At 66.0% G+C, this 21,052-nt stretch carries 14 protein-coding genes and 1 pseudogene; 9 read left to right on the forward strand and 6 right to left on the reverse strand.

What is annotated here, in order from left to right:
- Positions 1–6: 6 nt before the first annotated feature.
- Complete coding sequence (locus ACSVDO_RS25280) at positions 7–975, reverse strand: Bug family tripartite tricarboxylate transporter substrate binding protein (protein WP_489597815.1); 969 nt, start codon at positions 973–975, stop codon at positions 7–9.
- A 175-nt stretch (positions 976–1,150) separates the two neighbouring features.
- Between ACSVDO_RS25280 and ACSVDO_RS25285 the strand changes: the two genes are divergently transcribed.
- The 4 genes from ACSVDO_RS25285 to ACSVDO_RS25300 all read left to right on the forward strand — a co-directional run bounded on the left by ACSVDO_RS25285 (position 1,151) and on the right by ACSVDO_RS25300 (position 11,424).
- A complete protein-coding gene (locus ACSVDO_RS25285) occupies positions 1,151–2,389 on the forward strand; it encodes a CaiB/BaiF CoA transferase family protein (protein ID WP_489597816.1) in 1,239 nt (412 codons plus the stop codon).
- 47 nt (positions 2,390–2,436) lie between these two features.
- Positions 2,437–3,042, forward strand: coding sequence for a glutathione S-transferase family protein (locus ACSVDO_RS25290; RefSeq protein ID WP_489597817.1), 606 nt, complete (start codon positions 2,437–2,439; stop codon positions 3,040–3,042).
- Between the two features lie 199 nt (positions 3,043–3,241).
- The gene (locus ACSVDO_RS25295; protein WP_489597818.1) at positions 3,242–5,401 is read left to right on the forward strand and encodes a bifunctional 2',3'-cyclic-nucleotide 2'-phosphodiesterase/3'-nucleotidase; all 2,160 of its coding nucleotides are present in this window, start codon (positions 3,242–3,244) and stop codon (positions 5,399–5,401) included.
- A 443-nt stretch (positions 5,402–5,844) separates the two neighbouring features.
- On the forward strand, positions 5,845–11,424 hold the full coding sequence (locus tag ACSVDO_RS25300; protein WP_489597819.1) for a DUF4347 domain-containing protein: 5,580 nt from the start codon (positions 5,845–5,847) through the stop codon (positions 11,422–11,424).
- A gap of 216 nt (positions 11,425–11,640) precedes the next feature.
- Here ACSVDO_RS25300 and ACSVDO_RS25305 read toward each other — a convergent pair.
- Positions 11,641–11,988: pseudogene (locus ACSVDO_RS25305) on the reverse strand (adenylyl-sulfate kinase); the annotation flags it as partial.
- A 467-nt stretch (positions 11,989–12,455) separates the two neighbouring features.
- On the opposite strand from ACSVDO_RS25305, the gene ACSVDO_RS25310 reads away from it, so the two are divergent.
- The gene (locus ACSVDO_RS25310; RefSeq protein ID WP_489597820.1) at positions 12,456–13,061 is read left to right on the forward strand and encodes a helix-turn-helix transcriptional regulator; all 606 of its coding nucleotides are present in this window, start codon (positions 12,456–12,458) and stop codon (positions 13,059–13,061) included.
- Positions 13,058–14,329, forward strand: coding sequence for a type II toxin-antitoxin system HipA family toxin (locus tag ACSVDO_RS25315; RefSeq protein ID WP_489597821.1), 1,272 nt, complete (start codon positions 13,058–13,060; stop codon positions 14,327–14,329). Before ACSVDO_RS25310 ends, ACSVDO_RS25315 begins: the two co-directional genes overlap by 4 nt.
- Before the next feature lie 55 nt (positions 14,330–14,384).
- On the opposite strand, the gene ACSVDO_RS25320 is transcribed toward ACSVDO_RS25315, so the two are convergent.
- Together ACSVDO_RS25320 and ACSVDO_RS25325 are read right to left on the reverse strand one after the other, a co-directional pair.
- A complete protein-coding gene (locus ACSVDO_RS25320; protein ID WP_489597822.1) occupies positions 14,385–15,671 on the reverse strand; it encodes a lytic murein transglycosylase in 1,287 nt (428 codons plus the stop codon).
- 134 nt (positions 15,672–15,805) lie between these two features.
- Positions 15,806–16,792: a Bug family tripartite tricarboxylate transporter substrate binding protein gene (locus tag ACSVDO_RS25325; RefSeq protein WP_489597823.1), complete on the reverse strand. Its 987-nt coding sequence runs from the start codon at positions 16,790–16,792 to the stop codon at positions 15,806–15,808.
- 116 nt (positions 16,793–16,908) lie between these two features.
- Between ACSVDO_RS25325 and ACSVDO_RS25330 the strand changes: the two genes are divergently transcribed.
- Both ACSVDO_RS25330 and ACSVDO_RS25335 read left to right on the forward strand, forming a co-directional pair.
- Positions 16,909–17,634, forward strand: coding sequence for a putative Ig domain-containing protein (locus ACSVDO_RS25330; RefSeq protein WP_489597824.1), 726 nt, complete (start codon positions 16,909–16,911; stop codon positions 17,632–17,634).
- Positions 17,635–17,636: 2 nt separating this feature from the next.
- Positions 17,637–18,140 carry a hypothetical protein gene (locus tag ACSVDO_RS25335; RefSeq protein ID WP_489597825.1) on the forward strand — a complete coding sequence of 168 codons (504 nt, stop codon included), beginning with the start codon at positions 17,637–17,639 and terminating at the stop codon, positions 18,138–18,140.
- 87 nt (positions 18,141–18,227) lie between these two features.
- On the opposite strand, the gene ACSVDO_RS25340 is transcribed toward ACSVDO_RS25335, so the two are convergent.
- Positions 18,228–19,091 (reverse strand): EamA family transporter, encoded by an 864-nt coding sequence (locus ACSVDO_RS25340; RefSeq protein WP_332548458.1) that lies wholly within the window; start codon positions 19,089–19,091, stop codon positions 18,228–18,230.
- A gap of 114 nt (positions 19,092–19,205) precedes the next feature.
- Positions 19,206–20,246: an MBL fold metallo-hydrolase gene (locus ACSVDO_RS25345; RefSeq protein WP_489597826.1), complete on the reverse strand. Its 1,041-nt coding sequence runs from the start codon at positions 20,244–20,246 to the stop codon at positions 19,206–19,208.
- 139 nt (positions 20,247–20,385) lie between these two features.
- On the opposite strand from ACSVDO_RS25345, the gene ACSVDO_RS25350 reads away from it, so the two are divergent.
- The gene (locus ACSVDO_RS25350) at positions 20,386–20,991 is read left to right on the forward strand and encodes a TetR/AcrR family transcriptional regulator (RefSeq protein ID WP_489597827.1); all 606 of its coding nucleotides are present in this window, start codon (positions 20,386–20,388) and stop codon (positions 20,989–20,991) included.
- Positions 20,992–21,052: the final 61 nt, after the last annotated feature.

Consider the following 21,052-nt stretch of genomic DNA (forward strand, 5'->3'; position numbering starts at 1 on the left):
CCTGCCTCAGTCGATGCTGATCTTGGCGCTGGCGATCACGCCGCGCCATTTCTCGGACTCGGCCTGCATCAGGCTGCGGTACTCGGCGCTGGTGGAGGTGGAGGCAATCGCGCCCTGCTTGAGGAATTGCGCCTTCATCTCGGGCGAATTGATGGCCGCCACCGCGGCATTGCGCAGCTTGGTCTGCACCGCGGCCGGAATGCCCTTGGGCGCAAGCAGACCGTAGGTGGTCTCCATCTGCACGTTCGGCAGGCCCAGCTCCACCGTGGTCGGCACGTCGGGCAGCTGCGGCGCGCGCGTCTTGCCGGCCACGGCCAGCACCACCAGATTGCCGTTGGCGGCAAACGGCAGGATGGGCAGCAGGTCGACCATGGTCATCTGCACTTCGCCCGACAGCACGGCGCTGATCGCCGGCGCCGCGCCCTTGTACGGTACATGCATGATGGCCGTGCCGGTCTCGCGCTTGAACAGCTCGAAGCCGATGTGCGGCGTGGTGCCCGCGCCCGCGGAGCTGTAGTTGAGCGTGTCCGGCGCGGCCTTGGCCTTGGCGATCAGCTGCTCCAGCGAAGTGATGCCCGACTTGCGATTGACCACGATCACGCTGGGAATGCGCGCCGCCAGCGTGAGGAACTCGAGCTGGTCCAGCGTATAGGGCACCTTGGTGAGATTGGGCATTCCGGCCAGCGGGCCGGGCGCGACCAGCGCGAAGTTGTAGCCGTCGGCCGGGGCCTTGGCGGTCGCGTCGACACCGATGGTGCCGCCCGCACCGGCCCGGTTGTCGACCACCACCGCCTGGCCCAGCGCCGATCCCATCTGCGTGCCTATCATCCGGGCGATGGCGTCGGTAGGTCCGCCCGCGGAATACGGCACGATGAGTTTCAGGGGCTTGCTCGGCCAGCTGTCCGCCAGGGCGGCGCCGCTGGCGAGCAGGGGGCCGGCAACGGCAATGAGGGTGGCAAAAGTACGTCTATGCATGGTCTCTGTCTCCTTTTGCGCCAGTCTAGACAGAGCCACCCGCCGCAGTAAGGCCTGCGATTCACAAGCCTGCTATGCGCATCGGAGCATCTCAGAATTGCCGCCGCCACGGCTAGGCGCTGCGCAGCGCCAGACCTAAAGTCCAGCCATTGCATAGCTGACTGGAGTCTTTCCGATGACCAATGCCAAAGTGGCTTCCGGCCCCTTGTCGCACCTGCGGGTGCTGGACCTGAGCCGCATTCTCGCGGCGCCCTGGGCGGGCCAGATCCTGGCCGATCTGGGCGCCACGGTCACCAAGGTCGAGCGCCCCGGCGCGGGCGACGACACGCGCTCCTGGGGGCCGCCCTTCCTCAAGGATGCCCAGGGCCAGGACACCAGGGAAGCCGGCTACTATCTCGCCGTGAACCGCGGCAAGCGCTCGATCACCGTGAGCCTGGACACCGCCGAAGGCCAGCAGATCGTGCGCGATCTGGCGCTGGAGTCCGACATCGTGCTGGAGAACTACAAGGCCGGCACGCTGGCGCGCTACGGCCTGGACGAAGCCAGCCTGCGCAAGATCAATCCGCGGCTCATCTACTGCTCGGTCACGGGCTTCGGCCAGACCGGCCCGCGCCGCGACCAGCCTGCGTATGACTTTCTGATCCAGGCCATGGGCGGGCTGATGAGCGTCACCGGTGAACGCGACGGCCAGCCCGGCGGCGGCCCGCAGAAAGTCGGCGTGCCCATCGTCGATCTGATGACCGGCATGTACACCGCGGTCGCGGTGCTCGCGGCCGTGGCCAGGCGCGATCAGAGCGGCGTGGGCGACAGCATAGACATCGCCATGCTCGACGTGCAGGTGGCCATGCTGGCCAACCAGGCGATGAACTACCTGGTGTCGGGCAAGGCGCCGCAGCGCAACGGCAACGCCCACCCCAACATCCAGCCGCAGGATGTCTACGCCTGCGCCGATGGCGACGCCATTCTGGTGGTCGGCAACGACGGCCAGTTCACCAAGCTGTGCGCGGTGCTGGGCCGGCCAGAGTGGGCGCTGGACGAGCGCTTTGCGACCAATGCCCAGCGCGTGCGCAATATCCAGGTGCTGTCGGCGCTGCTGCGCCACGAATTCGCCCAGCGCCCGCGCGCCGACCTGATTGGCGCGCTCGACGACGCGGGCGTTCCCTGCGGCGCGATCAACTCGGTGCCCGAAGTGTTCGAGGACCCGCAGGTCTTGGCGCGCGGCATGCTCAAATATGTGCCGCATCCCTGCGGCGTGCCGGTGCCGCAGGTGTCCAGCCCCATGCGTTTCGCCCAGACGCCGCTGCAGGACCTGGCCGCCCCGCCGCTGCTGGGCCAGCATTCGCGCCAGGTGCTCGAGGAGCTGGGCTACTCGGCCGAGCGCATCGATCAGCTCCAGGCCGCGGGCGTGCTGTAGTCGCCGGCGTATCCAGGCCCCTACCGTTTTCACTTTCCATCTTCTCTATGCAACTGCACTGGTCACCCAAGTCGCCCTATGTGCGCAAAGTCATGATCTGCGCCCACGAGCTCGAACTGCTGCCCCGGCTGGAACTGGTGCGCTCCGTGGCCGCCATGCTCAAGCCCAATGCCGAGCTGATGCGCGCCAATCCGCTGTCGAAGATTCCCACGCTGGTGCTCGATGACGGACAGACGCTGTTCGATTCGGTGGTCATCTGCGAATACCTCGACAGCCTGGCCGCCGGCGCGCTGTTCCCCAAGGAAGCGCCAGCGCGCTGGGCGGCGCTGCGCTGGCATGCGCTCGGTGACGGCCTGCTCGACGCGCTGATCCTGTGGCGCAACGAGCGCGAGCGCGCGGCGCCGCTGCCGGCCTTGCTGGCGGCATTCGAACTCAAGACCCGGGCCAGCCTGCAGCTGCTGGAAGGCGAGGTACCGGCCTTGGAATCCAGCAACTTTGGCATCGGCCATCTGACGTTGGTCTGCGCACTGGGCTACCTCGACTACCGTTTCGACAGCCTGGGCTGGCGCGACATGGTGCCCCGGCTGGCCGCATGGTTTGCGCAGATGCAGCAACGCCCCTCGGTGGCAGCGACCGAGCCGGTGGACGGTTGAAACCACAGGCCCGCGCAGGCTAGCAGCGCCGGCCTGGGCCCTGCATGGACACGCGCCTGCCACGGTACCGTCACACGGCCGTCAATCTAGGTCGCAAGAATGTGAATGCAGCGTTGACTGGCATGGCCGGCACGCTGTGGGGCGCCATCATTGCGATGGATTTCGCCCCTTCCTGCATTACCATCCACGAGGCCTTTCCATGTCCCTTAACGTACCGGGTTCGCACGACCAGTACCGTCTGCCGTTGCTGCTGGCGCTGACTGCCGCGCTCGCGCTGACAGCCTGCGGCGGCAGCGACAACGACACTCCCGCGCCCACACCCGAGCCTGTGGCACAGAATGCCACGGCCCAGCTGGCGCTGCTGGAGACGACCGACCTGCACTACTACGCGCGCAGCTTCAATTACTACTCGGACAAGGAAGACAAGGCCGTGGGCCTGGAGCGCACCGCCACGCTGATCCGCAAGGCGCGCAGCGAATTCCCCAACACGCTGCTGGTGGACAACGGCGACACCATCCAGGGCACGGTGCTGGGCACCTACGAGGCCCAAGTCGCGCCGCTGCCCGCGACGCAGCAGCTGTCCATGTACAAGGCCATGGCCACGCTCAAATACGATGCGGGCGTGCTCGGCAACCACGAGTTCAACTTTGGCCTGCCCTATCTGAGCCAGATCCTGGGCGGCGGGCTGGATGTCGCGGGCGTGGACCCGAAGATCGGCACCAAGGACAAGGGACCGGGCTTTCCCATCGTGACGGCCAACGTCACCAGCCTCAAGAGCAACAAGCCGCTGGTCGACCCCTACGTCATCCTCGAGCGCAATGTCAGCGCGACCCAGGCCGACGGCAAGGCCGTCACGCTGCCGATCAAGATCGGCGTGATCGGCATCACCACGCCCGGCATCCTGAACTGGGACAAGGACAAGCTCGAAGGCAAGGTCAGCACGCAGGACGGGCGCGACACCGCGGCCAAATATGTGCCCGAAGTGCGCGCCAAGGGCGCCGACCTGGTGTTCGTGCTGCTGCACGGCGGCATGAGCGCCAGCGGCTACTTCGCCAACATGGAAAACCCCGGCTACTACATCACCAAGGACGTGCCGGGCATCGACGGCATCGTGATGGGTCACGAGCACAACACCTTCCCCGACCGCGGCGCGAGCCCGGCCTACAAGTTCGCGGGCGCGGACAACGCCAAGGGCACGGTCAACGGCGTGCCGGCAGTCATGGCCAGTTCCTGGGGCAAGGGCCTGGGCATCATCAACTACGCGCTCAAGTGGGATGGCGCAGGCAAGAAATGGTCGGTGGACAGCGCCAAGACCGACGTGCAGGTGCGCACCATAGACTCCAAGGATGCGGCCGGCAAGACTGTCTATGTGGACTCCGACCCGGCCGTGATCGCCGCCGTCGATGAGGTGCACAACAAGACGCGCGCCTACGTTGCCTCGCCCATAGGCTCCAGCGACTTCCGCCTGAGCTCGATGTTCGCCGACGTGGGCAATGTGGGTGCGCTGCAGATCGTCAACCAGGCACAGCAGGAGTATGTGGCCCACTACGTGAAGACCAGTCTGCCCCAGTACGCCAGCCTTCCCGTGCTGTCGGTGACCGCGCCCTTCAAGGCCGGTTACTCCAGCGCCGATGACTTCACCAATGTCGCGGCCGGCACCATGACCGTCTCGGCGGCGGCCGATCTGTACCTGTACGACAACAACACCATCCATGCGGTGAAGGTCACGGGCGCGCAGATCAAGCAGTGGCTGGAGAACGCGGCCAACCGCTTCAACCAGATCGACCCGAAGAAAGCCGAAGACCAGTGGCTGATCAATGACAGCAAGACCGGCGTGCAGCCCGGCGCGTCCTTCCCCGGCTACAACTTCGATGTGTTCACCACGGCGGACATCAGCTACGAGATCGACGTGACCCAGCCCAAGTACAACGTCAACGACCCGGCCAAGGGCGGCGAGCGCATCAGGAACCTGCGCTACAAGGGCCAGCCCATGGACAACGCGCAGCAGTTCATCGTCGCCACCAACAACTACCGTGCCAACAGCAGCGCGCCGTTCATCCTGGGCACGGGCAAGGCCTTCGACATCGTCTGGGCCGCGCCCGATGCCAACCGCGAAGTGGTGCTGAACTACGTCAAGGCCAAGAAGACCATCACCCGCGCCGCCAACGGCGCCACCAGCAGCTGGCGCTTCACCAAGGTCGCGACCGCGGGCAAGGTGCTGTTCAAGTCGGCGCCGAACGAGCTGGCCGTGGCCCAGGCCGCCGGCCTGGCCAACATCAGCGTGGACCGGGCGGACGACACCGGCGTCAATGGCGGCACCGGCAGCTACGGCATCTACCGCATCGCGCTGGACCAGTGAAGTCAAAGGCAAGTTGCCACTGACGCCATCTCTGGCGGTCAGCCGGCAAGCCAAAGGGTGCCCCGGGGCACCCTTTGGCATTCATGGGGCTGAGGAGCGGCCCCCCTCTCCCGCTGCTTATGGAACCGTCCAGCGCCGCGACATTACGCGTCTGGGCAAGGCGCTGGTGGCGCAATGCTTCCATGGGCAGGGCCGCGCTCGCCGCAGGGGCCTCTTTGAGGAAGCACACGGCTGCCGGAAATGATGCGGAGTGGGCCCAGAAACAGGACAAAGTCAATATTTTTATGTAGCACTTGTTTCTTTCTGGTACAAATCGAATTTTCCAGCGGTATGAACAGCGCTTTCTGAACTGTGCGGGCTTGCTACGGCGTCGCATGGCGCCCGGCGCACCGTCGACAACCTGCTTGCGACAACGCTGGTCACACCTCCAAGGAAACGCCGACATGACCACCCAGTTCTCAGACCTCCAGTCCAGGAGCGTATCGCCCACTGCGCAGCAGGTGGTCTTCCTCTTCGACAATCTGCCCGACTGGCAGCAACTGGCAGCGGGGGTTCGTCCGGGTGTGCAGCTGGTGGTGCTCGACGGCTCGCAGGATGGATTGGCGCAGATCGCCGCTGACCTGCAGGGTCGCCAGGGGCTAGAGGCCATCCACATTCTGAGCCACGGCCAGCCGGGCAGCGTGCAACTGGGCACGCTGGCGCTGGATTCGGCGGCGTTGGCCGCACGCGCCGACACGCTCGCGCAGATCGGCAGCGCGCTGGGCGACAACGGCGACATACTGCTTTATGGCTGCGACGTGGCCGACGGTGAGGCGGGCGGCGCGTTCATTGCCCAATGGGCCACGCTCGCTCAGGCCGACGTCGCTGCCTCCACCGATCGCACCGGTGCGGCGAGCCTGGGCGGCGACTGGGTGCTGGAAGCTGCGGTCGGACCTGTGGAAAGCAGCCTGGCACTGAGCGCCCCGGCGATGGATGCCTATGGGCATGCGCTGACCATTGCAGATGCGGACTTCGACAACCCGCAGTCCCCACCCGTTGACTTCATCGGGCCGTACTTCATCAACGGCGTCATGTATCGCACGATGACGCCTGGCGCCGGCTATGGCCAAGGCAGGATCCCCGTCGATTCCTACGACTTCTCCATCACGCAGCCGGATTACTTAAAACCTTATTACTATGATCTGGGGCTGTTTTTCAATATGAATGAGATGGGCTGGTTCCCACTAGGACCCGTCGATGCGCGCATCTCGTCATGGGATGGTTCGGAGTTCCGTATCGCATCGATGGAGGTGGATACCGGGACCGACTTGGGCACCAGCCCCAACCTGACCATCACGGGCTACCGGGACGGCCATGAAGTGGCCAGCGACACCATAATCACCTCGACTTCGGACACCGAGGGATCTGTTACCTATTTAAACAACAACATTATTTTCGGTAGCCGTGGCGGCACTCTCACCTTCAACAGCGACTGGGACAACATCGACGAGATTCGCTTCACCGGCACCGACACCATCGTGGCCATTGATGCGCTGGATTTCGAGGCCGCGATCCTGCCCCCGCCCACCATCACCAGCGCCACGTATGACGCCAGCACCGGCGTGCTGGTGGTCACGGGCAGCAACTTTGCAGCGACAGACGGCGCCGACAACGATGTCGTGGCCAACAAGCTCACTTTCACCGGTGAAGGCGGTGCGACCTACACGCTGACCGATACTGCCAACGTGGAAATCAGCAGCGCCAGCAGCTTCACGCTGACCCTGAGCGCCAGCGACAGGGCGGCGCTGGATCTGATCGCCAACAAGAACAGCACCAGCTCCACGGGTGGCACCACTTACAACCTGGCCGGCACCGCAGGGTTTGTGGCCGCGCATGCCGCCACCGCCGATGTCTCGGGCAATGGCATCACGGTGAGCAATGTGGCAGTGCCCACCATCACCAGCTCCACCTACGACGCCAGCACGGGCGTGCTGGTGGTCACGGGAACGGGCCTGAAAACACTGGATGGCGCCGCCAATGACATCGACGCCACCAAGTTCACCCTGCAGGGCGAGGGTGGCAGCAGCTACACGCTGACTGCTACCGGCGACGTGGACGTCACCAATGGCAGTTCGTTCACGCTCACGCTAGGCGCCAGCGACAAAGCAGGTGTCGACCTGCTGCTGAACAAGAACGGCAGCAGCGCCATTGATGCCACCGGCTACAACCTCGCCGCCGCCGAGGACTGGGCGCGGGGCGCGGATGCAGCGGCGGTGGTGGCCGACGCCACGGGCAACGGCATCGTGGTGAGCGGTGTGGTCGATCCGGCACCCGCGGTGAGTTCTATCGCCCGCGGGGGGCCGAACAGCACCAATGCCAGCAACCTGACCTACTTGGTCACGTTCTCCGAAGCCGTGACCGGTGTGGATGTCTCAGATTTCACGCTGACGACCACCGGCAGCGCTGAGGGCACCATTGCCAGCCTCGCGGGCAGCGGCAGCCAATACACAGTTGCCTTGATCGGCGTCAGCGGCGCGGGCACTTTGCGGCTGGACCTCATCGACAGCGGCACGGGAATCAGCGACTCGATCGGCACGCCCGCCCCAGGCTACACCGCGGGCGAGGTTTACACCATCGACACCGTATCGCCGGAGGTTGTCTCGGTGGCGGTGCCGCATGACGGCGCCTACGGCGCGGGCCAGCATCTGGACTTCAAGGTGCATTTCAGCGAAGCGGTCACGATCGACACCAGCGACGGCACGCCACGCATCGCGATCACCCTTGGCACCGGCGGCACGGTATACGCCGACTACCTGTCCACGGACGGCTCAGAGCTCACTTTTCGCGTCGTCGTGGCCGCGGGCTGGCAGGACGCCAACGGCATCAGCCTGGGCAGCACACTGGAGCTCAACGGCGCCACGCTGCGCGACGCAGCGGGCAACAATGCCTTTCTCACCCTCAACAATGTGGCCACCACCAGCGGGGTGCTGGTCGATGCCATCGCGCCCGAGGCCCCGGTCTCGCTGGCGCTCCATGCAGCCTCGGACAGCGGCGTCTCCAACACGGACCGCATCACTGCGCACACCACGCCCACCATCACCGGCCAGGCCGAGGCGTACAGCACTGTCACGCTGTACGACTCCGATGGCCAGACGATACTCGGCACCGACGAGGCCGATGCGTCGGGATTCTGGTCGATCACCAGCGTCCCTCTGTCGCAAGGCTCGCACACGCTCAGCGCCAAGGCCGCCGATGCGGCGGGCAACCCAGGCCCGGCGTCCGCCACACTGGCATTGACCATAGACGCCACGGCACCAACGCTGGCCATCACCACCAGCGCAACGATGCTCGCCAGCGGCCAGACCGCGACCATCACCTTTACCTTCAGCGAGGACCCTGGCGCGAGCTTTACCTGGGACGGCAGCATAGGCGATGTGGTGGTCAGCGGCGGCACGCTGGGCGCCCTCTCGGGCACGGGTCTTACCCGCAGCGCGCTCTTCACCCCCACGCCTGCCACCGCCGCCGGCACGGCCAGCATCACGGTAGCCGCTGGCGCCTATGCCGACACGGCCGGCAACGGCGGGCTTGCGGGCGGCCCGCTCACGCTGAACTTCGACACGCTGGCGCCCACGACGACGGTCGCCAGTTTTGCCTTCAACGCCGACACCGGCGCCAGCGGCCTTGATTTCGTCACCCGCACTGCGCAGCAGACCATCAGCGGCACGCTCAGCGCCCCGCTGGCTGCAGGCGAACGGGTCCAAGTGTCGCTCGATGCCGGCGACACATGGCTGGAGGCCGACGCGTCCGCGGGCAGCGCCACCTGGTCGCTGGCAGACCAGACGCTGGTCGCCAGCAATACGCTGCAGGCACGCGTGCTGGACGCTGCCGGGAATGCAGGACCGGCAGCAAGCCAGGCCTACGTCCTGGACACCACCGCGCCCAGCGCCGCAGTTGCCGACCCCGCCGACGATGCCACGGGAGTCTCGGTCAGCAATGCCATCGTTCTGGGGTTCTCCGAACCACTGGACGCGGCATCCAGCGACCTCACCAAGGTCTACCTCAGGGATGTGGCAACCGGTGCGCTGGTGGCCACCACGATCACGCTCAATGCCAACGGCGAACTGCTGATCCAGCCCGCCGCAAATCTGGAATATTCCACGGCCTACTACGTCACCTGGGATGACGGTGCGCTGCAGGACCTGGCAGGCAATGCTGCCACGGCAGTCAGCGACAAAACCACCTACAACTTCACGACGCTGGCGGCGCCCCCCTCTCCTCCGGCGCCGCCGCCCCTGCCGACGCCGGTATCGGTGGACGGCGTGCCCGTGGTCACCACCCTGGGCGCCGATGGCGCCACCCTGACGACCGTTGCCGTGGTCGCGCCCGGCCGCGCCGATACGCCCGGCACGCCTTCGGCGCTGGCCGACATTCAGCTGGTCACGGGCGCAGCCGGCCAGCCGCTGCTGATTGCCAGCCTGCCCATAGGCACGGGTCTGCAAGCGGACGGTTTTTCCTCCAACCTCAGCGGATCGCAGGCGCTGCAAGCGCTGATTGCGCGCATCGAGGGTCTGGGCGGCGGCAACGCCGACCTGCTCCAGGCGGCGCGCGACTTCCATGCCGGCCTGTTGCCAGGCCAACCGTTGGCGCTGCAGCTGGTCAAGCCGACCGCGGGCGCCGGGTTCGACCCCGGCAACGCGCTGTCGATCTCCGGCAGTGACGCTGCCAGCGACGGCAGGCAGGCCATCATTCTCGACGCCCGCGGCCTGCCCGGCGGCAGCACGCTGCAGTTGAACAACGTGGACTTCGCTGCCGTGGTCGGCAATGTGCGCCTGGTGGGCGGTGCCGGCCAGAACGTGGTCTACGGAGATGGCGCGCAGCAGTACATCGTTCTGGGCGCCGATGACGACATCATCCATGGCGGCGGCGGCAACGACACCGTGGGCAGCAAGGGCGGAGACGACAAGGTCTACGGCGACGCTGGCAACGACATCGTATTCGGCGGTGCGGGCAACGACCTGCTGTCGGGCGGCGCGGGCAGCGACCGCCTCAACGGCGGCACGGGCTTTGATGTCGCCCTCCAGGAAGGCAAGCGCAGCGACTACACGGTCACGCTCGACGGCGCGGGCATCAAGCTGACCCATGGCGTAAGCGGCGTCTCCGACTGGCTGGTCGATGTGGAGCAGGTGCGCTTTGCGACCGGCCCGAGTCTGACGGTGGCCCATAGCGAGGCCGAGGAAGCGGCAGCCTTTTTGTTCCAGCAATGGATGGGGCGCGAACCGACGCCGTCCGAAGGCGCGGTGATCCAGACGCTGCAAGGCAAGACGGCCGTGCAAGTTGCCGAGCTGTTTGCCCTGGTGTTCCCGCAGCAGGCCGGTGGCAGGACGGCGCAGCAGCTGCTCGAAGGCATGGACAGCGCGGGCGCGATCCGCGTGGATGCCGAGCGCGCAACCGCGTTCACGGGCGATGCCGGTGACAACACCTTTACCCCGACACCGGGCCTGGCCTGGTCGGTCGACGGCGGCGCGGGAATCGACACCATCGTCTTCCCCGCCACCCTAGCGCAGATGCACGTCAAAGCCAGCGACAAGGGCTATACGCTGCAGCGCATGACCGACGGCGCGATGCTCGAGCTGATGAATGTGGAGCGGCTCACGCTGAGCGACACGAAGCTGGCCCTGGACCTGGACGGCCACGCGGGCCAGGCCGCCAAACTGATAGGCGCGGTGGCCGGCGCCGCGTTCCTGGACAACAAGCCGCTGGTGGGCGAAGTGATTCGCGCTCTGGACGCGGGCATCAGCGCGCAAAGCCTGGCGCAACTGGGCCTGCAGCTGCTGGGCGCGCAGACCCCGGGTCAGGTGACGCAGCTGCTGTGGACCAACGTCGTGGGCAGCGCCGCGACGCCTGCCCAGCTGCAGCCGTTTGTCGCCATGCTGGCCCAGGGCGTGACGGGCGGCGAGCTCGCGGTGCTGGCCAGCAATCTGGATCTGAACGCCACGCGCATCGATCTGGTGGGCCTGGCGGCCACGGGAATCGAGTTCGCCTGACAGATCGACAGCCGGGCCATGGACGGCTTCACCAGCAGCAGGCTTCGCCAGGCTGGCGAACGGCAAGGTGCTGCTGCAACCGGCCCCGAACCCGCAGGCCGCGGCCCAGGCAGCCGTCATGGCCGACATCGGCATCGAGCGGGCAGGCGACACCATCTGCGCCATCTGGTTGGCACGGGCGCGTGCATAAAGGCCCTTGGTGTCGCGCTGTTCGCAGACCGCCAATGGCGTGCTGACATGGATCTCGCGGCAGCGCTGGGGCCCGATCACCTGGTAAGCCGCTGCACGCGCCGACGCCGATGGCGACACCAGGGCCACGACGGCATGAATGCCGTTGGCGTTGAGCATCTGCGCCAGGTGCGCAGCGCGCCTCACGTTCTCCGCACGGCTGGCCTCGTCGAAGCCCAGGTCATTGCACAGGCCGCTGCGCAATTCATCCCCGTCGATCACGCAGACCGACTCTTCGCGTTCGCGCAAGGCATTCGCCAATGCCTGTGCCAACGTGGATTTTCCAGCACCCGACAAGCCTGTAAGCCACCAGGTGGTGGCGGTGTCTGTGATCATGGGAGTGGATTTGTGCGGTGGCGAGCGGCATAAAGCGCTGTTGAGCGCATTTTTACAGAATGTCACGTGAACTTTCGCTATTATTTACAATTGGCCAGAACTTTTGGCCGCCGGATGTTACTTACCGCGACTGTTCGCGCTACGACTCAGCCAGGGGCGGCGAATGCATCAGGAACCTGCGTTGCAAGGGCGTGTGCCGACAGCATTCAAAGCCGTTCGCATGCGAAAAAAATGGGTGCCACGAGGCACCCATTTTTCGTTCCCCCACATACAGGGTTGTTGCGGCGGCCGGGCAGGCAGTGCGCTTGGCTCGCTGAAAAATTCATAGATGAATAAAAAAAGATTAAATTACTACATCTATGCATATGAAACACAGGCTCGTACTGCGCGATAGTGCTTCCAAAACGAATTATTCTCGGAAAAATCCATAGATTTACATGTTTTAGCCATTTATCTATCATCTATGAATGCCACGAAAAAATACCTCGTCTGCTGACTACCCCCAGGCTGTAATCCAGCAGATCGAGCAGCTCGCACAGAACATCACCATTGCGCGCAAGCGACGTGGCGAATCACAGGCACAGTGGGCCCGGAAGCTGGGCATATCCCAGCCCACCATGGCGCGCATCGAGCGCGGCGATCCGTCGGTCGCCATGGCCTCTTATGTGATGTGCATATGGTTGATCCATCCGGGCGCAAGTCTGGCCGAGCTGATTGCGCCGCAATACGATCATGCGGCGCTGGAGAAAGAGGTGGACAAGGTGCGCGCTCCACGCAAGTTGAGCCCGCAGGCACCCATTCGCCCGCATCCAAAGCCGGATATCCCATCGGCACCTTCTGATCTTGCAGGCAGAAGCAAGCGCACCCCTTCAGCGCCTGCATCCCGCGCCCGCAGCCAGCCGCCTTTGGCACATCCGCCACAGCTGCCCGAGCCCGCTTGGCAGGCGACCAATCCCTTGGACGAGGTCCGCAAGTCTCTGGCACGCACAAGCCAGCGGCCTGATCCGGCATTGCCCAGTGCGGCCTTGGGTTTGGCGGCCCTGCTCGCCGCTTCAGATCCCCGCAAGAAATGAGCAAATCCGCCGTCAATGCCGTATCACCGCGCAGCTACGTACCGCAAGACCGGCTCTATGTTTGGGCCATGGTCAACCCCCAGGCGCCCACGCTGGTCGGCGAGGTCAGCCTTTCACGGCTGGTCGCAGACTGCGCCACCTTCAGCTATGCGCCGGGCTGGTGGAACTTTGCACTCAGCGAAGACCTGCCACTGATCCAGGGGCAGGTCTTCAGCGCCGGCGAGAGAAGCACCGCCCCTGGCGCGATCGACGACGCACGCCCAGACCGCTGGGGCGAGCGCATCATCCGCCATGTCGACAGGCCTGCGCGCCTGTCCATCCTGGAGATGCTGCTTTTCGCGGGAGATGACCGGTTTGGCGCATTGGGTGTTTCAACTTCGGCAGCGCAATATATTCCGCGCCGACTCGGGCCCTATCCGAAGTTGGCGGATCTGGCGCAACTGGCAGCGGCGGTCGACGATGTGCAGACACAGGCCCCGATCACCGCAGAAATACAGCGCCTTGTCCAGCCAGGCGTCACCCTGGGCGGCGCGCGGCCCAAGGCCTTGCTGCAGACCGATAACGGCTCTTGCGTGGTCAAGTTCAGCGAGCTCGACGATCCCGTGGACACGCCGCTCATCGAGCACGCGACCATGACGCTGGCTGCCCAAGCGGGCCTGTATGTAGCCCATACCGCCGTGCTGCAGCTTCCCCAGCGCCATGGCAAGCCGCGACATGCGCTCACCATCGAGCGCTTCGACCGCATGGGACGCTACCGCGTGCACTGCCAGTCGGCGCATACCGCACTGCGCGCCGCGGGCCTGGAGCAAAGCTACAGCAATCTGGCCAGCATACTCCTGCGCCTGGGCCATCCGGACCGGCAGACCGCCATGCGCGAGGAACTGTTCAAGCGCATGGTCTTCAACATCCTCATCGACAACACCGATGACCACGAGCGCAACCACAGCATCTGCCTCAACCTCACTGACGGCTACCATGACCTGTCACCTGCCTACGACGTCGTGCCCAGCCTGCAAAACCTGGGCTATCAGGCACTCATCGTAGGTACAGCAGGATCGGAGTCCACCCTGGAGAACGCGCTCAGCCAGATCAAGGAGTACGGCCTCAGAATGCCGCGTGCCTTGCAACTGCTGCAACAGGTGGCCGCTGCCGTCGATCAGTGGACGGTGCACTTCCGCGCACTGGGCGTCAGCCCGAACGACATGGAACAGCTGGCCGCGAGCATAGACCGCGATGCACTCAGGCTGCAAAGACGCGCATTTCTTTAAGACGCGGGCTTGAGCCGTCGACACCCCAAACAGTGCCGCGGCACTCTTTGGACATTCACTGAGCAGGGTTGCCCAAGCGCTGCAGCAGCTCCAGCGTCGGATAGCCATCGGCCGGCACGCCCAGGCTGCGCTGGAAGGCACGCACGCCGCGGCGCGTGGCCGGGCCCATGGTGCCGTCGGGCGTGCCGGTGTCGAAGCCGCGCGCATTCAGCGCCGTCTGCAAGGCCTTGACCTGGCTGCTGCTCAGCGGCTGCAGATCGCGCGGCCAGGGCGTCTGCACTCCGGGACCATCTGTCAGCTTTTGCGCCAGCAGACCGACCGCGAGCGCATAGCTGCTCGAGTTGTTGTAGCGCAGGATGGTGCGAAAGTTCTGCCCGACCAGGAAGGCCGGTCCGCGGGCACTGGCCGGCAGCAGCACCGAGGCGTCCGGCAGCGCGGGCAGCGGCGCGCCGTCCATGGACTGCAGGCCCTCGCCCGCCCATTGGGCGCCGGACTGGCGCACGTCGGTTTCGGCGCGCGCGTAGTCGAATCCCGGCGGCAGGCGCACTTCGATCGCCCACGGCTGGCCGGCCTGCCAGCCGGAACGAGCCAGGAAGTTGGCTGTCGAGGCCATCACATCGGGAACGCTGCCCCAGATGTCGCGCCGGCCATCGCCATCGGCATCGACCGCATAGGCCAGGAAGTTCGACGGCAGGAACTGCGTCTGCCCCATGGCCCCGGCCCATGAACCAATCATCTGTTCGCGCGCGATGTCGCGGTTTTGCAGGATCTTCAATGCCGCCAGCAACTGGCCGCGCGCCCATTCCTCGCGCCGGCCCTCGAAGCCCAGCGTGGCGAGCGCGTCTATGGTCGGAATATCGCCGACGTTGCTGCCGTAATTGCTTTCCATGCCCCAGATCGCCACCAGGATTTCGGTGGGCACGCCGTAACGCGCGACCAGCGCGTCGACTTGGGGGCGCAGTTGCCGCAGCTTTTCCTGGCCGCGCGTGACGCGCTGCGCCGACACCGCGCTGTCGAGGTAGGCCCACACGGTGCGCGTGAACTCGGGCTGGGCGCGGTCGGCCGCGACGGCGCGCGGCACGAAGCGCACGCCGTCGAAGGCGGAGTGCAGCGTGACCTCGTCTATGCCTGCGGCGCGCGCGCTGGCGCGGAAATCGGCCACCCAGCGCGCGAACTTCTGGTCGTGTTCAGCCTCTTCGGACAGAAGCGGGCGGGTGTCGACCGTAGGCGCACGGGTTTGTACCGGGGGTGCGGAAGTGCAGCCTGCGACGGCGAGTATCGCCAGCAGACCGGGCACCAGCCAGCGCCGGGTCGAAGCTGGAAAATGAGAGGTTGTTTGCATCCGCTCGATTCTCGCCGTTCTGACGGCATCGGTGCCGGTAAAGCCACCAGCGCCGCAAATGGGCTTTCAGGCCGGTGCCATGCAGAGTCCCGATTCCCGGCGCACGGCGCCCAGGCGCGGGGCGCCGCCTGCCCTCACTCCACGCTGGCGCCCGATGTCTTCACGATACGGCCCCATTTCTGGATCTCGCCGGCCACGAAGCGATCAAACTCGGGCCCCGTGGTCGGTGCCGGCTCCGACCCTCGGTCGCGCATGAACTGGGCCATGCCATCGCTTTTCAGGATGTCCGTGACTTCGCGGTTCAGCCGGCCGATGATGTCCGCAGACGTGCCTTTGGGCGCCATCAGTCCCAGCCAGCCCACGGCTTCGAAGTCCTTGAGTGCGCGCAGCCCGCTTTCACGGACCGTGGGCACGTCTGGCAGTTGCGAGGAACGCGTGGCCGAAGTCACGGCCAGGGGCACGGCGCGTCCGGATTGGACATGCGGCAGCGCGGCGGTGACCGAGTCGACCATCAGCGGCACCTGTGCACCCAGAAAGTCGGCCTGTGCCGGCCCGCTGCCACGGTAAGGAATGTGCGTGATGAACACGCCCGCCTGGTTCTTGAGCATTTCGCCGGACAGATGCTGGGTGCCGCCTATGCCGGCGCTGGCGTAGTTCAATTGGCCGGGCGCGGCCCTGGCCTTGGTCACCAGGTCTGCGATGGAGGTGATGCCCGAGCCCGGCGTGGCCAGGAAGATCAGCGGCACCTTGGCGATGAGCGAGATGCCGACCAGGTCCCGGGTGGGATCAAAGCTGACCTTGCGGTACAGCGTCTGGTTGACTGCCATCGCGCTGCCCGCCACCAGCAAGGTGTAGCCGTCGGGCGCGGCACGCACCACCAGTTCGGAGCCGATATTGCTGCCGGCGCCGGCCTTGTTGTCCACGATGACGCTTTGGCCCAGACGTTTTCCGAGCTGCTCGGCGACGGCGCGCGCGAAGATATCCGTGGCTTGCCCAGGCGGAAATGGAACGACCAACCGGATAGGTTTGTCGGGCCAGGCAGCATGCGCCGGGTTCAGCAAGGCGGCAAATGCCACCAGCAGGCCGGTGGCCGCACTGCGGAAAAAGCGAGGTGGTTTCATTTGTTTCCCAAAGAAGGCGTTGCAGAAAGCGCGCTCTGATCCTAGCAGTTGCCGATGCGCCCGGCAGGGCTGTCGAGCGCACATGGACGGGGTCCTGCACAAGGGACTTTCCCGAGGTGACGGCCGAAGACGGCGACGGCGCCACGGTCACCGACACTTTCAATCTCGTGGTGGCCAACACCAATGACGCGCCCACGCTGGCCAATGTCATCGCCGCCCAGAACGCCACCGAGGATGCAGCGTTCAGCTTCCAGTCCAATGCCAATACCTTTGCCGATGTGGATGCAGGCGACACGCTCAGCTACAGCGCGAAGTTGACCGGCAACGCCCTGCCCGCCTGGCTGAGCTTCGATGCGGCCACGCGCACCTTCAGCGGCACACCTGTCACCGCTGACATAGGTACGTTCAGCATCGACGTCACCGCCGAGGACGGCAATGGCGTCACGGTGACCGATACCTTCAGTCTGGTGGTCACTCGCCCTGTGCCACCCGTGACTCCCACGGATCCAGTCCCGGTGCCCGTCGATGGCGTGCCCGTGACCTCCCCCCGGCGACGGCGGCACGACCATCATCACCATTCCGGTGGTCACTCCCTCGCGCCCCGACGATCCGAACTCGCCCAGCAACGATCTGGCCGACATTCCGCTGGTCAAGGGCAGGGACGGGCACGCCATCCTGCAGGTCAGCGTGCCTGTGGGCCTAGGGCTGCAGGTCCAGGGCCTGCCCGATCCAGTGACGGGCAATGCCGCGCTGGCCGAACTGGGCCTGCGCATAGAGCGCTCGGCCGGAGGCGATCCTCGGCCAGATCTTCCTGGCCACGCTGGACCACACGCTACCTCTGACCATGCAGACCATCACCGCCACTGCAGGCCCAGGCTTCAACCCCGGCGTGCCGTTCGTGATCAGCGGCAACGCCCTTGCCGGCGATGGCATGCAGGCCGTGATCCTCGACGCGCGCGCCCTGCCCGAAGGCAGCAACGTCCAGGTGGACAACGTCGACTTCCTGGCCGTGGTCGGCGCGGTGCGCATCACCGGCGCCGCGTTCCTGGACAACAAGCCGCTGGTGGGCGAAGTGATTCGCGCGCTGGACGCGGGCATCAGCGCGCAAAGCCTGGCGCAACTGGGCCTGCGATTGCTGGGCGCGTCCACGCCGGGTCAGGTGACGCAGCTGCTGTGGACCAATGTCGTGGGCAGCGCCGCAACGCCAGCGCCGCTGCAGCCGTTCATCAACATGATGGCCCAGGGCGTGACGGGCGGCGAGCTCGCGCTGCTGGCCAGCCATCTGGACCTCACCGCCACGCGCATCGATCTCGTAGGCCTGTCGGCTGCGGGAATCGAGTTCGCCTGAGCAGGTTGAACGCAGAGCGGGCGCGGGGCATCCTGCGCCCCCGCATGGCACAGGCCAGGCAATGCGCGGCCCGGCGACTGCAGACGCTCACGCCCTCCTGTGCGCAGTCAACGTGCTGCCCATGACCGCCCCCGAAATCGCGGCAATTGCCGTCCATTGAACGGTGGACAGTTGCTCCCCCAGGATGGCATAGGCGGCCAGCGCCGCCACCGCGGGCGATGAACCGGCGAGCACACCGAACAGGCTGATGGGCAGGCGGCGCAGCGCCCACATTTCCAAGGTGTAGGGCACGGCGCTGGACAGCACCGCGACCGCCAGCCCTATGGCCAGGATCGAAGGCGCGAGCAGCGCGGGGCCGGCCGACCCTGCGCCGAAGGGCACCGTGAGCAAGGCCGCGAAGGCCATGCCCCAGGCGAGCACATCCACATCCGGGAAATGCGCGGCACGCTTGCCGAACAGGATGTACAACGCCCAGGCGGCGGCCGCGCCCAGGGCAAAGGCGACGCCCAGCGGGTCAAGCGCCGACGATGCGTCCCCCACAGGCAGCAGCAGCCAAAGCCCCAGGCCGGCCGCGGCCAGCCACGCCAGATCCAGCAGCCGCCTGGCGCCCATCAGCGCGACGCTCAGCGGCCCCAGCACTTCGATCGCAATGGCAACCCCGATGGGAATGCGCGCGAACGCCTGATAGATGGCGGCATTCATCAGGCCCAGCGTCGCGCCGTAGACCAGCAGCACGCGAAGGTGCCGGCGCTGGGGCATTTTCTTCCACGCCTGGCGCATGACGATCAACAGAACAGCGGCGATACCGATGCGCAACGCGGTCATGCCCGCCGGCCCCACGGCGGAGAAAAGCTGCTTGGCGAACGCGGCGCCCATGTTCTGCACGACCAGCGAGGCCAGAACCGCGGCCACACCGGCCCATGCGTGGCCAGGATTTGAATCATTCTTCATGGCCGAATCATAGGATTTCGCAACCAGCGGGGGCCGGACGGCGCCAACATCGGTCTGAGCGTGAACCTCTGGGGCCCGGACTGCGCGCACCAGCCCCTATGAAGTGCTGCCGCGTCAGCCGCCCGCGGCAGCCGTCCGCCACCAGCGGGCCGTAGGCTGCGGCCGGGCGAGCTGCACGGCCTCGCCCATCGCGGGCGTGACGACAGGCACCGCCCGCGCCTGGGCCAGCTGCACGATGCGCTCGAACGGATCGTTCCAGGCATGCAGTGCCAGGTCGAACGTGCCGTTGTGTATGGGCAGCAGATTGCGCCCGCGCAGGTCCAGATGCGCCTGCAGCGTTTGCTCGGGCTGCATGTGCACGTCGGGCCATTGCGGGTCGTAGGCACCGGTCTCGACCATGGTCACATCGAACGGACCATAACGCTCGCCGATGGCGCGAAAACCCGCGTGGTAACCGGTGTCGCCGCTGAAGAACAGCCGCAGATCGCCGGACAGAATCACCCACGAAGCCCACAGCGTGCGGTTGCGGTCGCTGAGCGAGCGGCCCGAGAAATGCTGGGCCGGCGTGGCCACCAGCTGCACGCCGCCGATTTCCACCGACTGCCACCAGTCGCGCTGCTGCACCTTGGCGGCATCGATGCCCCATTCGATCAGCCGGTCGCCCACGCCCAGCGGAGTGATGAAATGGCGCACCTTGGGCGCGAGCGCCAGGATGGCGGCATGGTCCAAGTGGTCGTAATGGTCGTGCGACAGGATTACGCCTTCGATCGGCGGAAGGTCAGCAAGCGCAATCGGCGGCGCATGAAAGCGCTTGGGGCCCATCCATTGCACAGGCGAGGCGCGCTCGGAGAACACCGGATCGGTGAGCCAGAACCCGCCCTGCAGCTTCATCAGCAAGGTCGAGTGGCCCAGCCGGTACAGGCTGCCATCGGGCGCGGCCTGCAGCTGCGCGGCCGTGAGCGCCACCACGGGAACCGGCACCGAGGGCACGGTGTCGGCGGGCTTGTCGAACAGAAAGCGCCAGGTGATCGCCAGGGTCTTGCGCCAGCTGGGCGCAGCGGCCTGGACCGCATTGCGAAAACGCCCCTGCTCCATTTGCGGCGAAGCGCTGTGCTGGGCAGGAACGCTGCAGGCGGTAAATGAGAGACAGGCCATGGTGATGAGGGCTCCTGCAAGAAAGGTAAGAGAGGGCGAACGCATGGAAGGCACGCGCGCTGGCGCGGGCAAAAAGTACACTGGCAAGTGTAGTTTTCATCCTGGAAAAAGTAAACCCATCGGTGTGATAATTTGCGCCATGACGACCCAGCGACTCACAGACCGCAAACGCGCGGCCATCGTGCAGGCCGCGGTGGCGCAGTTCCGCGCCCATGGCTACGAGGCCACGAGCATGGACCAGGTGGCGGCCGCGGCTGAAGTGTCCAAGCGCACGCTGTACAACCACTTCGCCAGCAAGGAGGCGCTGTTCGCGCAGATCCTGGTGCAGCTGTGGGAGCGCAGCGTGGCCCTGCTGGACCTGGCCTACCGCTCCGACAGGCCGCTGCAGGAACAGCTGTCGGCGTTGCTGCTGCAGAAAGTGGCGATGGTCTCGGGCGAAGACTTCATCGACCTGGCGCGCGTGGCGATCACGGCCACCATCCACTCACCGCAGCGCGCGCAGGACATGCTGCTGCGGCTGGCGCAAAAGGAAAACGCGCTGCTCACCTGGGTGCGCGCGGCGCAGACCGACGGGCGCCTGAAACCCGCCGATCCGCTGCAGGTGGTCCAGCAAATGGAAAGCCTGGTGAAGGGCAGCGCTTTCTGGCCCCAGGTCACTCTGGGCCAGCCGCGGCTGGAAACCCAGGCGCAACAGCAGCTCGCGGCCGATACCGCCGAACTGATACTGGCGCGCTACGCGGCCTAGGGTTGCGCTGGTGGCGCGTACCCGACACCGGCCCTTGCCTCCGTAAAACTTATATTTTTAT

It is taken from the genome of Comamonas sp. DB36 (assembly GCF_057914905.1).

What these genes read in the sequence shown, in the direction of transcription:
- ACSVDO_RS25280 (WP_489597815.1), bottom strand. Translation starts at nt 975, where the DNA reads ATGCATAGACGTACTTTTGCCACCCTCATTGCCGTTGCCGGCCCCCTG.
- ACSVDO_RS25285 (WP_489597816.1), top strand. Translation starts at nt 1,151, where the DNA reads ATGACCAATGCCAAAGTGGCTTCCGGCCCCTTGTCGCACCTGCGGGTG.
- ACSVDO_RS25290 (WP_489597817.1), top strand. Translation starts at nt 2,437, where the DNA reads ATGCAACTGCACTGGTCACCCAAGTCGCCCTATGTGCGCAAAGTCATG.
- ACSVDO_RS25295 (WP_489597818.1), top strand. Translation starts at nt 3,242, where the DNA reads ATGTCCCTTAACGTACCGGGTTCGCACGACCAGTACCGTCTGCCGTTG.
- ACSVDO_RS25300 (WP_489597819.1), top strand. Translation starts at nt 5,845, where the DNA reads ATGACCACCCAGTTCTCAGACCTCCAGTCCAGGAGCGTATCGCCCACT.
- ACSVDO_RS25310 (WP_489597820.1), top strand. Translation starts at nt 12,456, where the DNA reads ATGCCACGAAAAAATACCTCGTCTGCTGACTACCCCCAGGCTGTAATC.
- ACSVDO_RS25315 (WP_489597821.1), top strand. Translation starts at nt 13,058, where the DNA reads ATGAGCAAATCCGCCGTCAATGCCGTATCACCGCGCAGCTACGTACCG.
- ACSVDO_RS25320 (WP_489597822.1), bottom strand. Translation starts at nt 15,671, where the DNA reads ATGCAAACAACCTCTCATTTTCCAGCTTCGACCCGGCGCTGGCTGGTG.
- ACSVDO_RS25325 (WP_489597823.1), bottom strand. Translation starts at nt 16,792, where the DNA reads ATGAAACCACCTCGCTTTTTCCGCAGTGCGGCCACCGGCCTGCTGGTG.
- ACSVDO_RS25335 (WP_489597825.1), top strand. Translation starts at nt 17,637, where the DNA reads ATGCAGACCATCACCGCCACTGCAGGCCCAGGCTTCAACCCCGGCGTG.
- ACSVDO_RS25340 (WP_332548458.1), bottom strand. Translation starts at nt 19,091, where the DNA reads ATGAAGAATGATTCAAATCCTGGCCACGCATGGGCCGGTGTGGCCGCG.
- ACSVDO_RS25345 (WP_489597826.1), bottom strand. Translation starts at nt 20,246, where the DNA reads ATGGCCTGTCTCTCATTTACCGCCTGCAGCGTTCCTGCCCAGCACAGC.
- ACSVDO_RS25350 (WP_489597827.1), top strand. Translation starts at nt 20,386, where the DNA reads ATGACGACCCAGCGACTCACAGACCGCAAACGCGCGGCCATCGTGCAG.